Here is a 13345-nt window from a genome sequence, read left to right on the forward strand (position 1 = left end):
TGCGTCGAAGGAAGTCATGCGCCGAAGGAATCCGGGTCCGGCGGGCCGAGGCGCCGCCAGGCGGCGGTGATCCGCTCGGGCGGGACGCCCAGCGCCCCGGCGCAGGCGAGCAGGGTCTCCTCGTCCGACACGACGTGGTCGAGGATGCCGGTGAGGAGGTCCGGCGAGCCGGCCGCGGCCCGAAGGGCGGCGGGGTCGAGCCCCGACGCCTCCATGAACCGCAGCAGCCGGGCCGGGTCGGCGACGACGAAGTCCATCACCCCCTCGGCCAAGCTCAGCGCCCCGGCGGGGCCCGTCTCTCCGTCCCGGGCGGAGCGATCCTTCGGAGATGCGTCGAATTTGCGTTTCATCAATATGTGTCGCTTAACAGTGATCCCGGAGACAAGGCGCGGTCGGGTGGTTCGCGGCTCGCCCCGGCGCCGGAGACAGTGAGCCATGAAGAAGACCGTGCTCATCGTCGAGGACAACGAGCTGAACATGAAGCTCTTCAACGACCTGTTGGAGGCGCATGGCTACGCGACCCTCAAGACCGCCAACGGGATCGAGGCGATCGAGCTCGCCCGCCGGCACCGGCCCGACCTCATCCTGATGGACATCCAGCTCCCCGAGGTGTCCGGCCTCGAAGTGACCAAATGGCTCAAGGAGGACGATGAACTCAAGAGCATTCCGGTCATCGCCATCACGGCCTTCGCCATGAAGGGCGACGAGGAGCGCATCCGCGAGGGCGGCTGCGAGGCGTACCTGTCGAAGCCGATTTCGGTGGCGAAGTTCCTCGCGACCGTGCGTACCTATCTCGGCGACGAGCGCCAAGCGTGAGAAAGGCCAAGGCTGATGTCGGCACGCGTTCTCGTCGTCGATGACCTCTTCCCGAACCTCAAGCTGCTCGAGACCAAGCTCACGCTCGAGTACTTCGATGTCGTGACGGCGATGAACGGCCCCGACGCCCTGGCGGTGTGCGAGAAAGGGCTGTGCGACATCGTGCTGCTCGACGTGATGATGCCGGGCATGGACGGGTTCGAGGTCTGCCGCCGGATCAAGGGAACGCCGACCACCGCGCACCTGCCGGTGGTGATGGTGACCGCCCTCGACCAGCCGAGCGACCGCCTGCGCGGGCTCGATGCCGGAGCCGACGACTTCCTGACCAAGCCGATCGACGACGTGGCGCTGCTGGCGCGGGTGCGCAGCCTCGTGCGGCTGAAGGCGATCACCGACGAGCTGCGCGGCCGGGCGATGGCCTCGCGCGATTACGGCTTCGGCGACCCGCTCGCCGCTGCGGCGGCCGAGACCGGCCTCGACGCCAGCATCCTGGTGGTCGAGGACCGGCGTTCCTCCGCCGACCGGCTGGCGACGGCGCTCGGCCAGTACCACCGGGTCACGATCGAGACCGACCCGCACAAGGCGGTCGCCCGGGCGAGCGAGGGCGAGTACGACGCCGCGATCGTCAGCCTCGACCTCGACGGGGTCGACGGCCTGCGCCTGTGCAGCCAGCTCCGCTCCCTCGATCGGACCCGCAACATGCCGGTGGTGATGCTCGCCGACCCGGGCGACCGGGCGCGGATCATGCGCGGGCTCGACCTCGGCGTGCACGACTACCTGATGCGGCCGATCGACCGCAACGAGCTGGTGGCGCGGGTCCGCACCCAGGTCCGGCGCAAGCGCTTCGCCCATTCCCTGCGCGAATCGGTCCAGGCGTCGATGGAGCTCGCGGTCACCGACGGGCTGACCGGGCTGCACAACCGGCGCTACCTCGACAGCCATCTCGCCGGCGTGTTCGCCGAACCGGCCCTGCGCGGCCGGCCGGTGTCGCTGCTCCTCCTCGATATCGACCGGTTCAAATCGATCAACGACCGCTTCGGCCACGATGCCGGCGACGAGGTGCTGCGGGACTTCGCCGACCGGATCCGCGCCCATACCCGCGGCATCGACGTGGTGGCGCGCTTCGGCGGCGAGGAGATCGTCGTGGTGGTGCCCGATACCGGCCTCGACGGCGCCCGGCAGGTCGCCGAGCGCATCCGCGAGCGGGTCGAGACCGTGCCGTTCGCGATCCATCGCGGCACCCGCTCGGTCGATGTCACGGTGTCGATCGGTGTGGCGACGCGCCAGCCGGGCGACACCTCGGCGCTCGACCTCCTGAAGCGGGCCGACACCGCGCTCTACCGGGCCAAGGAGGACGGCCGCAACCGGGTGGTGGCCGCCGCGGCGTGATCCGCCGCGATCACGCCCCCCGCCTGCGGCATGCGGTCACGGCGCCGCGCCGGCCGCGGAGGCCGGTGTCGGCAGGACGTTGATTTCAGTCGTGTCTTCGATACGGCCCCGGTTCAGCTTGGCCTTGTCCTGGCGCATGCGCGCTTGATCTTCGCGAATGCGCGGCCGGGCCGAGTGGTGCATCCTGCTTCGACTGCACTGCGCGCGAACAGGATGGCCGTCATGGAACATCAGCCGCTCCGTCAGCTTCGTGACATCGCCGACATCGAGTTGCGGCCCGCCCTGGTCGAGGGGCGACGGGCGCGGCTCGAACGCTGGGCCGAACTCCTCGAACGCGAGCCCGACCGGGCCTACGCGACCCTGGAGGAGATCGAGTTCGTGCCGCGCGCCATGCGGGCGGCGATCCGGGCCGACAACTCGCCCCTCGCGGTGGCCTTCGCCGACCCGGTGCTGCGGGCGAGCGGGCTCTCGGGCGACAGCTTCGGCGAGGCCCGCGACTTCTTCGAACTCGGCACCGGCGAGGCCCACCGCCTGCTGTGCTCCTGCGTCAACGGCCGCAGCGTGACCGGTCGCGCCACCGCCCGGCGCCTGCACCGCATGGCGGCGCGCAATCCCGGCCTGTGGCTCGCCTATGGCTGCGCCGCCGGCGTGCTCGGCCTGCCGGGCCTGATCTACCTGCTCGGCTGACCCGCCCACGAAAAAGGCCGCCCTCACGGGCGGCCCGATCGACTCAGCGGCGCGCCGCGCTCACTTGATCTTGGATTCCTTGAACTCGACGTGCTTGCGCGCGACCGGATCGTACTTCTTGAACGACAGCTTGTCGGTCTGGGTGCGCGAGTTCTTCTTGGTGACGTAGAAGTAGCCGGTGTCGGCGGTGGAGACGAGCTTGATCTTGACGGTGACGGCCTTGGCCATGACGCGACCTCTGTGTGCGGAGAACTGCGCCCGGAACACCGAAACGCAAAAGGGCCGGGATGTCCCGGCCGAAACGCGCCGCTTCTGTGCCCGATCCGTCCCGGAGCGTCAAGCCCGGGGGAGGGGAGCAGGGGCCGCCGGGATCAGCCGCAGCCCGACGACGGCGACGTAGGCGCCGAACAGGGCGGCGAGCGTCCAGGCGAAGCCGTGCGGCGAGGCGAGGTCCATCCCGCCGCCGACGACGGGCGGTCCGAGCACCAGCCCGACATTGTACAGCACCAGGAAGGCCGCGTTGGCGCCGGCGAGCGCCCCGCCCTCGAAGCGGGCGCCGAGATGGGCGAGCCCGACGGTGTAGAACGTTCCGGCGATGCCGCCCCAGACCAGCAGGATCGCCCACAGCAGCGGCGTGCTGCCGGCGCCGAGCGGCAGCGCCAGGGCGCCGAGCCCGCCGCACAGGCCGGCGGCGAGCAGCAGCCGGCGCCGGTCGACCCGGTCGGAGAGCAGGCCGACCGGGATCTGGAACAGCACGTTGCCGAGCGCCGCGACGCTGACGAGCCCGGCCGCCTCCTCGGGGCCGAGGCCCAGCCGCAGGCCGTAGATCGGCAGGATCGCGAAGCCGCCGGTCTCGACCGCGCCGTAGACCAGCGCCGCCAGCGTCGCCGAGGGCGCGATCCGCAGGTAACCGAGGAAGCCGCGGCCGCCGTGCCGGGGAATGTCCGGCGACAGGCCGCGGGCGAGCAGCAGCGGCACCGCCCCAGCCCCGAACAGCGCCGCCCCGGCGAGGTAGGGCGCCCAGCCTCCCGTGCCGAGCCACGCCAGCAGCCCCGGCCCGAGGGCGAAGCCGAGGGCCAGCACCGTGGCGTAGATGCCCATCACCAGCCCGCGCCGGGCTGGCGGCGCCGCCTGGTTGATCCAGAACTCCGACAGCACGAACAGGACGCCGAGGGCGGCCGAGAACACGAAGCGCAGCGGGAACCACCAGGCGAAGCTGTGCAGCGCCTTGAACCCGACGAGCGCCGCGCCGCCGACCGCGAGGCTGCCGAGGAGCAGCGGCATCACCCCGAGCCGGGCGGCGATGCGAGGCACGAACGGCACCACCACGATGCTGGCAATACCGGCCACCGCGGTGTTGATGCCGATCCAGGTGTTGGACAGGCCCATCCGCTCCATCTCGAGGGAGAGCAGCGGGATCGACAGGCTGAGGCCGGTGCCGACCACCGCCACGCAGGCGATGGCGGCCGCGATGGCGGCGGCACGGGCACGGTCGAAACGGTCGGCGGAGGTCATCGGGGTCCTGGTGGGGCTTCGTCGGGGTGGCGTCGGTCCGGCGGCGGGCGGGACCCGGGTCCGGGTGCGGGCGAATCGCCCTGCGCTATCCCATACGAGGTCCGCATGATCGTTTCGCGATGCGGCCATCGGCTTCGCACATGCGCCGCGTGCCGACCCTTCCGCGTCCGGTGAGGAGCCCGGATCGCCGGTGTCTCAGCCTTTCCGCGAGCGGACGAGCGATCGACGCCGATTTGGCTCGCGTGCAATCCTTTATTCCCCCAGACGTCAACGCCGACACTGTCCGCGGTGGATCGATCATCGATCCCGGCGCAGCGATACTTCCAGATTGGAACGACAATAAACAACCAGGAATTGTGCTTTAATTATTCCAATGTGCGAAGATTCACCTTGATTCATGGTTCCAAGCGACGCCATTCACCTAACCGAAACGTGTCGTTTCCGGCCCGGCACAGGCATGGGTTGTTGCGTCCTCGGTGAGTTCCATCATGTCCCGTCCCGTCTCCCGCCGCCCGGATCGTCGCCGTCGCGAGCGCGACCGGTTCAAACCGGCGATCGTCGCGGGCGTGCTCCTCGGATGCGGCGGGGCGGCACCGGGCTTCGCGCAGGAGGCCGGCGAGATCGCCCTCGACACGATCAGCGTCGCGGGGGAGGGGGGCGGCCGGAACGCCGCCGGCACCGGCCCGGGCGGGCCGCGCGGGCCGGTGCCGGGCTACGTCGCCTCGCGCAGCGTCGTCGCCACCAAGACCGACACGCCGATCTTGGAGACCGCGCAGTCGATCTCGGTCATCGGCCGCAAGCAACTCGAGGATCAGAACGCCCTGACGCTCAACCAGGCCCTGCGCTACACGCCGGGCGTGACCACCGAGCAGCGCGGGGGCGCCGGCGCGACGCGCCTGGAGCAGTTCTACATCCGCGGCTTCACCGCGCCGCTGTTCCTCGACGGCCTGCGCCTGCCCGGCAGCCGCGACGCGGCGCCGTCGATCGACCCCTACCGGGTCGAGCGCATCGACGTGGTCAAGGGGCCGGCCTCGGTGCTCTACGGCCAGTCCGGTCCCGGCGGCATCGTCAACTTCACCTCGAAGATGCCGCAATTCGTCCGCCACGGCGAGATCTTCGTCCAGGGCGGCGGCTTCGACGAGGTGCGCGGCGGCTTCGACGTCGGCGGGCCGATCGCCCCCGAGGGGACGGTGCCGGGGACCGAGCAGTTCGCCTTCCGGGTCACCGGGCTCGGCTGGACCGGCGACGGGCCTGCGGTGACGACGAAGGTCGAGCGCGCCTTCATCCAGCCGAGCCTGACCTGGCGGCCCTCGGCCGACACCAGCCTGACGGTGATCGGCGTCTACCAGCGCGACCCGTTCTCCGGCTTCTACGGCAGCTTCCCGGCCTTCGGCACGGTGTTCCCACGCAATTTCGGCAGCGGCATCGTCGGGCGGCTGCCCGTCAACTTCTACGACGGCGACCGCAACTTCGAGCAATCCGACCGCACTCAGGCCTCGGTCACCTACCTGTTCGACCATCGCTTCAACGACAATTTCCGCTTCCACTCGGGCGGGCGCTACCTGCGCACCGAAGGCGACTACCGCAGCGTCTACACGGCGTTCAATTCCACGACCTCGCTCGCCAACGCGCGCGACCTGACCTCCGGGCCGTTCATCAGCCGCTCGCGGATCGCCAACCAGGTCAGCATCGACGCCTACACGGTCGACAACTACTTCGAGGCGAAGTTCGACACCGGCATCCTCGCCCACACCGCTCTGCTCGGCGTCGACCACCAGACCTTCCAGACCCGCACCCTCGGGAGCCCGTTCCCGACCACCGCCGCGCTGAACGCGCTGGCGCCGAACTACGACCAGAACTTTTCCGTGCCGGCCTTCACCTCGGACGCCAACATCACCGCGGCGCAGACTGGCGTCTACCTCCAGGACCAGATCAAGCTCGACCGCCTCGTCCTGACGCTGGGCGGCCGCTACGACGTCGCCCGGCAGACCGGCCCGACCCGCACCCTCGCCACCGGCGCCGTCGCGGTCCAGGACGTGCCCTCCGACGCGATGACCTACCGGGCGAGCCTGCTCTACCTGTTCGACAGCGGCGTCGCCCCCTACGTGTCCTACAGCGAGGCGTTCGAGCCGCTCGTCGGCGGGCGCATCTTCGACCCAGCCTTCGGCGTCACCGGCCGCATCCCCGACCCGGTCTCCAGCCGCCAGTACGAGGCCGGCGTCAAGTTCCAGCCGCCGGGCACCGACATCCTGCTCACCGCCGCGGCCTTCGACATCAAGCGCTCCAATTCGCTGACCCCCGATCCGGTCAACGGCTCGCTCTTCAGCCTCCAGACCGGGCAGGTCGGCGTGCAGGGCGTCGAGTTCGAGGCGCGGGCCAACCTCGCCGAGGGCCTGAACCTCGTCGGCGGCGTGTCGTTTCTCGACATCCGCAACACCCGCGACACCAACACCACCTTCAATCAACTGACCGGGCAGACCGTGCCGATCGTCGGCCTGCGGCCGGTCCAGGTTCCGGACCGCACCGCCTCGCTGTTCGTCGACTACCGGATCCAGTCCGGTCCGCTGCTCGGCCTCAGCTTCGGCGGCGGCGTGCGCTACCTCGGCGGCTCGTGGGGCGACCCGGCCAACACCTTCCGGGTGCCCGAGACCGTGCAGGTCGACGCCGTGGCGAGCTACGACCTCAGATACGCCGACCCGCGCCTCGACGGGTTCAACCTCCAGGTCAACGCGCAGAACCTTCTCGACGAACGGGTCGTCACCGGCTGCTTCTCCTACGCGAGCTGCTTCTACGGCCTGCCGCGGACGGTCTACGCGACCCTGCGCTACCGCTGGTGAGCCGGTGACGTCCCGGACGACGGAGCTGCGCGGGCGCGCCGCGGTGCTGGGGCGCGTGGTGCTGGCGGCCGGCGGCGGCTACGGCGTCGCCGCGCTCGCGACCACGCTCCTGTCCCTCACCCTGCCGCTGCCGCGCGCCGAGGCGGTGACGACCGCGACGCTCGCGAGCTTCGCCGTCATGGTCGGCGTCGTCGTCTCTGTCTTCGCGGCCCGTTCCCTCGCGCGGGCCGCGCTCGGGACCGGCGGAGCGGCGCTCGTCCTCGGCGCCGCCCTGTGGCTGGTCATGGGGCACAACCCCGCATGAGTGTTCCGGCATGAGAAACGGCTTCCGCCAGTCGATGGCCTGGCTGCACACCTGGTCGGGGCTGATCGTCGGCTGGGTGCTGTTCGCGGTCTTCGTCACCGGCACCGCGAGCTACTACCGCACCGACATCACCCGCTGGATGCAGCCGGAACTGCGCCGCACGGGCCCGGTCGCGCCCGACGCCATGGCCCGGGCCGCCGACCTCGCGGTTGCCCACCTCCAGACCCACGCCGCGGGGGCGCGGACGTGGTTCGTCGGCCTGCCGCAGCCCGACCGGCCGCTGATCGACCTGTTCTGGCGCGGCCGGCCCGGCACGCCGCCGAACCGGGCGATGCTCGACCCGGCGACCGGCGCGCCGGCTACCTTGCGCGACACGAAGGGCGGCGACTTCCTCTACCGCTTCCACTTCGAGCTGCACCTGCCGCCGCTCTGGGGCCGCTGGATCGTCGGGATCTGCGCGATGGTGATGCTGGTGGCGCTGGTGAGCGGGATCGTCACCCATCGCCGCATCCTCGTCGACTTCTTCACCCTGCGCCGGGACAAGGCGGCGCAACGCAACTGGCTCGACGCCCACAACGTCTCCGGCGTGCTGGCGCTGCCGTTCCACCTGATGATCACCTATACCGGCGTGGTCACCCTGGCGCTGATGTACATGCCCTGGGGCGTCACCGCCGCCTACAAGGGCGACATGCCGGCGTACTTCGCCGAGACCGGGCAGGTGACGCAGCCGCGCCCGCCCGCCGGGCGGCCCGGAACCCTGGCGCCGGTCGGGCCGATGGTCCTCGATGCGATGGCGCGGATTCCCGAGCCGCTGGAGCGGCTGACGATCGTCAACCCGCGCGACGCCAATGCCACCGTGGTGGCGGTGTTCGAGGAGCCGCACGGCCTGTCGCACGAGCACCCGCAGGTCGCCTTCGACGGCACCACCGGGGCGGTGGTCGAGATCCGCTCGGGCGGCCTGCGCCCGGCGGCCAAGACCTTCACCACCATGGTCGGCCTGCACGAGGCGCATTTCGCTGGCCCGCTCCTGCGGGTGCTGTTCGCCCTGTGCGGGCTGCTGGGCACCGCGATGGTCGGCACCGGACTCGTGCTGTGGACGGTGGCGCGCCTGCCGAAGGGCGGAGCCGTGCCCGGCTTCGGCTGGCGGCTGGTCCAGGGGCTCAACCTCGGCGCGGTCGCCGGCCTGCCGGCGGCGGTGGCGGCCTACCTCCTCGCCAACCGGCTCCTGCCGGTCGGCCTCGCCGGCCGGGCGGAGGCGGAGGTGGGGGCGTTCTTCGCCACAATCCTCGCCCTGTGGGCCGCCGGAACCGTCGCGGCGTTCCGGACACCGCTGCGGCCCCGCCGGGTCTGGAGCGCCGCGATGGCGCTGGCAGCGCTGCTCTACCTCGCCGCCGCCGCCGCGGACGTTCTGACGACGCGGGCGGTCTGGGACGATCCGGCGTGGTTCCTCGGCTTCGACGCCGTGCTGGTCGCCCTGGCCGCCGCTCTCGGCCTGATCGCCCGCAAGGTCGCGCGCTACGCCGCACCCGGCCGCGCGCGCAGGACCGGACCGGTGCCCGTCGCGGTGCCTGAGCCCGGGTCCGGCGCCGGGGCTGAGCCCGGCGCCATCGCGGTCGCGAGCCGGCTCGGCCGCGCATGAATCCGGCCGTCGTCGTGCTGACTCTCGGCCTCGCCCTGGCCGGGTTCGGCGCCCTGCGCCTCAGCCTTCCCCGTCACCACGAGGCCGCGTTCGCGGCGGCATCGGGACGGCGCCGGGTCGTCGCGCTGCGGACCGGGGGCTGGGTCGCGCTCGCCCTGTCGCTCGTCGCGGCGATCCGGTTCGAGGGCGGCGCGTTCGGGCCGGTGCTGTGGTGCGGCGCCCTCACGGCGGCGGCTCTCGCCGTCGCGGTCGCGGCGTCTTACCGGCCGCGCCTCGGCTGGTGGGCGATCCTGATGCCGCTGCTGGTCGCCGCCGCGGCGTTCGCAGGACTGTCCGTCGCCGGCTCCTGACCCGCAACGGATCGACGAATTCGTTTCAAAAAATTCATAAAATTGATTTTTTCAGATTAGACGCGCTTTGACGCTGGAAAATACAATCGAATTTTATCTCAAACTGTCTTCAAGAGAAGAACATATGATCAGAACCTAGTTGCTAGTTTGATGGAGCGTGATCGCGCCGACAGAATGTTCTGGCGGACGCGAGATCTGGACCATCAATAGCTCCAAAGGATCGTGATCATGGGTGCGGTTATCAAGCTGGCGAGCGGTGCGACCGAGGCGGATATCACCAAGGCGCTCGCCCAACTCAAGGATGGCGGCACGCTTGTTCTGCCGAAGGACGAGGTGATCCAGATCTCGTCGGGCCTGAAGATCGACGTCAGTTCCCGCGACATCACCCTGGACCTGAACGGCAGCACCCTTCAGCAGGCCGGCGACACCAACGTGATCCTGGCCTACGGCCTGCACGTGCCGCAGCAGAGCGTCGCGCTCTCCACGACGACTGCCGGCGACGCGGTGATCAACTACGGCAAGGCGCAGGCCGGCCTGAAGGTCGGCGATTGGGTCAAGGTGTTCTCCGACGACCAACTGCCCAACGGCTACCTCACGGGGGATCAACCGACCCGCCTCGGGCAGGCGCTGCAGGTCAAGGCGATCGACGGCGGCAAGGTCACGCTCGACGGAGCGCTGGTCTACCAGGACAAGTACGTCACCAACGTCCGCGCCTCCGAGTACCTCAGCGGTCAACTCAAGATCCAGAACGGGACGGTCCAGGGCGATCAGAGCCACGCGGATTGGAAGTACGACCTCGTTCAGATCCGCTCGGCCGTCGGTGCGGTCGTCGACCGGTTGACCGTCCAGAACGGCAACTCGATGGGCATCAACGTCGTCGACTCGGTCAACGTCCTGGTGAAGGACGCGGTGGTCCGCAACCTGCTCGATGACACGCCGAAGGGCTATTACGGCTACGGGGTCCACTCGTCGACCTCGACCGGAACGACCGTCGTCGGTCTCTATGCCGACAAGGTCCGGCACGCCACCGACAACAACTCCATGGGCGTCACCGCCGGGCATGGCAATCCGTCCAAGTACGGCGCCGACATCGGCATGACGGTGACCGACTCGATCGCCTACAATATCACCTCCTACGCCTGGGACTGGCACACCGAGGGCCTGAACGGCAGGACCTCGGACGTGATGGCCTTCAACTCCTACGGGTTCGGCGGCGTCCGGGGCATCGGCAACAGCATCAACGACAGCGCCGGCTACGGTCTGATCAAGGGCATCCAGTTCAACGAGTACGGCGACGGCGACGCCCGCAACAATACCTTCGACAATCTCACGCTGCGGTCGGTTCGCGATTACGCCTACTCCACCCTGAGGTCGCCCAAGGACAATCTCATCACCAACAGCACCTTCGAGGTCTTGTTCGGCGCGACCAACTTCAACGGCGGCGGCCGGACCGAGAACGTCAGCGTCCTCACCGGCAGGCTCGCACCTGACGACTTCATGACCGGGACGGCCGCCTCCGACAAACTGCTCGGCGGCGAGGGGGCCGACATCATCCGGGGCATGGCCGGCGACGACTACATCTGGGGCGGAGACGGCATCGACATCCTCACCGGAGGCGCGGGCCGCGACCGCTTCGCCTATCATTCCGTCACGGAGGCCGGTGACACGATCGTCGACTTCAACGCCAAGTCGGACGTGCTCGACGTCTCGGTCATGGCGGCGCAGAACAACTGGAAGGGCGACGCGCTGACCAACGGCTACGTCCGCATCGTCCAGGACGGCACCAGTGCCCTGTTCCAGGCCGACGCCAACGGCGGCGGCGACGGCTTCGTCACCCTGGCGCGCCTGCTCAACGTCAATGCCCGCGACGTCACAGCCGCCAACATCCAGACCCTCGTCAGCGGCAGCGCGACCGCGACCCTGCCCGACGGGGCCATCGACGCCCCGCCGTCCGAGTCGGAGAGCGGGGGCGGGAGCACCGCGACCTGGGAGGCTGGCGGAACGGTCTGGACGACGCTGGACGCCTACACCCTGTCGGAGACCAGCAAGTCGCAGGATCTCGCGCACGCCAGCGACTCGCAGTTCACCGCCACCGGCAACAGCCGCGCCAACGTGATCACCGGCGGGAAGGGCAAAGACAGGCTGACCGGCCTGGGCGGCGACGACAGCCTCGACGGAGGGGCCGGTGCCGACACGATGATCGGCGGCGTGGGCAATGACGGCTACTTCGTCGACGACGTCGGCGACGTGGTGACCGAACTGGCCGGCGAGGGCATCGACTCCATCACGACCAGCCTCTCATCCTACACCCTGGGCGCCAACGTCGAGAACCTCGCCTTCGCCGGATTCGACACCAGCGGCAAGATCGGAGCCTTCGCCGGAACCGGCAACGAGCTCGCCAACCTGCTGATGGGCGGCGACGGCAACGACCGGCTCGACGGCCGGGTCGGTGCGGACACGATGATCGGCGGCCTCGGCAGCGACACCTACGTCGTCGACAACGTCAACGACGTCGTGATCGAGAAGGCGGGGGGCGGGACCGACCGCGTCCTGGCGAACGTCAGCTACACGCTGTCGGACAACGTCGAGACCCTCTCGCTCGGAACCAGCCTGTCGATCAACGCCACCGGCAACGACCAGAGCAACACGCTGATCGGCAACGGCGGCGCCAACATCCTCGACGGCCGCGGCGGCGCCGACACGATGCTGGGAGGCCTGGGGAACGACACCTACGTGGTGGACGACCCGGGCGACGTCGTGACCGAACTGGCCGGCCAGGGCTTCGACTCCGTCCTCACCAGCCTCGCCACCTACACCCTGGCCGACAACGTCGAATCCCTCGCCTACACCGGTCCCGGCAACTTCGTCGGCACCGGCAACGACCTCGCCAACCTCATCACCGGCGGCATCCGCAGCGACCGGCTCGATGGCGGTGCCGGCGCCGACACGATGGTCGGCGGGATCGGCAACGATACCTACCTGGTCGACAACCCCGGCGACGTGGTGGTGGAGAAGAAGGGCGAGGGCATCGACCGGGTGCTGGCGAGCACGAGCTACACGCTCGGCGACAACGTCGAGACGCTGCAGTTCGGCACCAGCGCCTCGCTCGCCGGCACCGGCAACGACATCGCCAACCTCCTGGTCGGCAACCGCGGCGCCAACGTCCTCGACGGCCGGGGAGGGGCCGACACCCTGACCGGCGGGCTCGGCAACGACACCTTCGTGTTCCGGGCCGGCGAGGCCCAGGGCGACGTCGTGACCGACTTCACCGGCGGCGGCCGCTCCGTCGGCGACCAGTTGAAGTTCGTCGGCTACGGCAAGAACGCCTCGCTGACCCAGGTCGGCCGCAGCGACTTCTACACGATCCACGCCGATCCGCTCCTCGGCGGGTTCAGCGAGACGATCCAGATCGCCGGGGTCACCAACCTCGACGTCGTGGCCGGCCCGGGCCACAACGACGTGGTCTTCGCCTGACCGGGGCTGCCGCGCGGCTCCGCTGACCGATGTTCTGCCCGGCCGTCCGACGGCCGGGCAGTTCGCTTCGTGCCGCCGGCGACCTCAGCTCGGCTTGTCTGCCCGGCATGGAGGCGCTACACGGTCCCAAGGTCAGAACAACTCTGCAATGCCTCCGTAACCTTGGCCGCGACCTTGCCGGCCGGCGGGCCGAGAGTCGGTCGGCGGCCGCCGGGTTGCACAATCGGTCATGTCCACCGGATTTAGCAATTATAGTGCATAGAATGTTTCGGGATCGTCAGCATGATGACGAAGCATTCTCCGAGATTCATGCGGTCCCGCTCGGGTGCGTCAT

General features: G+C 69.7%; 12 protein-coding genes. 8 read left to right on the forward strand and 4 right to left on the reverse strand.

Annotation, left to right across the window (positions count from 1 at the left end; translation table 11 throughout):
- Nucleotides 1-14: 14 nt before the first annotated feature.
- Nucleotides 15-479: a DUF3572 domain-containing protein gene (locus EOE48_RS16675; RefSeq protein ID WP_425463668.1), complete on the reverse strand. Its 465-nt coding sequence runs from the start codon at nucleotides 477-479 to the stop codon at nucleotides 15-17.
- On the opposite strand from EOE48_RS16675, the gene EOE48_RS16680 reads away from it, so the two are divergent.
- Both EOE48_RS16680 and EOE48_RS16685 read left to right on the forward strand, forming a co-directional pair.
- Complete coding sequence (locus tag EOE48_RS16680) at nucleotides 436-816, forward strand: response regulator (RefSeq protein ID WP_127731148.1); 381 nt, start codon at nucleotides 436-438, stop codon at nucleotides 814-816. The two genes, EOE48_RS16675 and EOE48_RS16680, sit on opposite strands and share 44 nt — an antisense overlap.
- A 15-nt stretch (nucleotides 817-831) precedes the next feature.
- Entirely contained in the window at nucleotides 832-2205 is a 1374-nt protein-coding gene (locus EOE48_RS16685; protein ID WP_127731150.1) for a PleD family two-component system response regulator, read from the forward strand.
- 36 nt (nucleotides 2206-2241) lie between these two features.
- Here EOE48_RS16685 and EOE48_RS16690 read toward each other — a convergent pair whose 3' ends face one another.
- Nucleotides 2242-2436, reverse strand: a complete 195-nt coding sequence (locus tag EOE48_RS16690) for a hypothetical protein (RefSeq protein WP_127731152.1) — start codon at nucleotides 2434-2436, stop codon at nucleotides 2242-2244.
- Between EOE48_RS16690 and EOE48_RS16695 the strand changes: the two genes are divergently transcribed.
- Nucleotides 2428-2892: a hypothetical protein gene (locus EOE48_RS16695; RefSeq protein ID WP_127731154.1), complete on the forward strand. Its 465-nt coding sequence runs from the start codon at nucleotides 2428-2430 to the stop codon at nucleotides 2890-2892. The two genes, EOE48_RS16690 and EOE48_RS16695, sit on opposite strands and share 9 nt — an antisense overlap.
- Nucleotides 2893-2952: 60 nt before the next feature.
- Here the strand turns inward: EOE48_RS16695 and rpmG are convergent, their stop codons facing one another.
- Nucleotides 2953-3120 (reverse strand): 50S ribosomal protein L33, encoded by a 168-nt coding sequence (rpmG, locus tag EOE48_RS16700; protein WP_127731156.1) that lies wholly within the window; start codon nucleotides 3118-3120, stop codon nucleotides 2953-2955.
- Between the two features lie 108 nt (nucleotides 3121-3228).
- Complete coding sequence (locus tag EOE48_RS16705) at nucleotides 3229-4407, reverse strand: MFS transporter (RefSeq protein WP_127731158.1); 1179 nt, start codon at nucleotides 4405-4407, stop codon at nucleotides 3229-3231.
- A 488-nt stretch (nucleotides 4408-4895) separates the two neighbouring features.
- Between EOE48_RS16705 and EOE48_RS16710 the strand changes: the two genes are divergently transcribed.
- From EOE48_RS16710 to EOE48_RS16730, 5 genes are all read left to right on the forward strand, one after another.
- A complete protein-coding gene (locus EOE48_RS16710) occupies nucleotides 4896-7244 on the forward strand; it encodes a TonB-dependent siderophore receptor (protein ID WP_127731160.1) in 2349 nt (782 codons plus the stop codon).
- 4 nt (nucleotides 7245-7248) lie between these two features.
- The gene (locus EOE48_RS16715) at nucleotides 7249-7548 is read left to right on the forward strand and encodes an iron transporter (protein ID WP_127731162.1); all 300 of its coding nucleotides are present in this window, start codon (nucleotides 7249-7251) and stop codon (nucleotides 7546-7548) included.
- A gap of 10 nt (nucleotides 7549-7558) precedes the next feature.
- Nucleotides 7559-9187: a PepSY-associated TM helix domain-containing protein gene (locus EOE48_RS16720; protein WP_127731164.1), complete on the forward strand. Its 1629-nt coding sequence runs from the start codon at nucleotides 7559-7561 to the stop codon at nucleotides 9185-9187.
- A complete protein-coding gene (locus EOE48_RS16725; protein ID WP_127731166.1) occupies nucleotides 9184-9537 on the forward strand; it encodes a DUF3325 domain-containing protein in 354 nt (117 codons plus the stop codon). The genes EOE48_RS16720 and EOE48_RS16725 overlap by 4 nt, the downstream gene beginning before the upstream one ends.
- Nucleotides 9538-9765: 228 nt before the next feature.
- Entirely contained in the window at nucleotides 9766-13011 is a 3246-nt protein-coding gene (locus EOE48_RS16730; protein WP_127731168.1) for a calcium-binding protein, read from the forward strand.
- Nucleotides 13012-13345: the final 334 nt, after the last annotated feature.

It is taken from the genome of Methylobacterium oryzihabitans (genome assembly GCF_004004555.2).
Classification (GTDB): domain Bacteria; phylum Pseudomonadota; class Alphaproteobacteria; order Rhizobiales; family Beijerinckiaceae; genus Methylobacterium; species Methylobacterium oryzihabitans.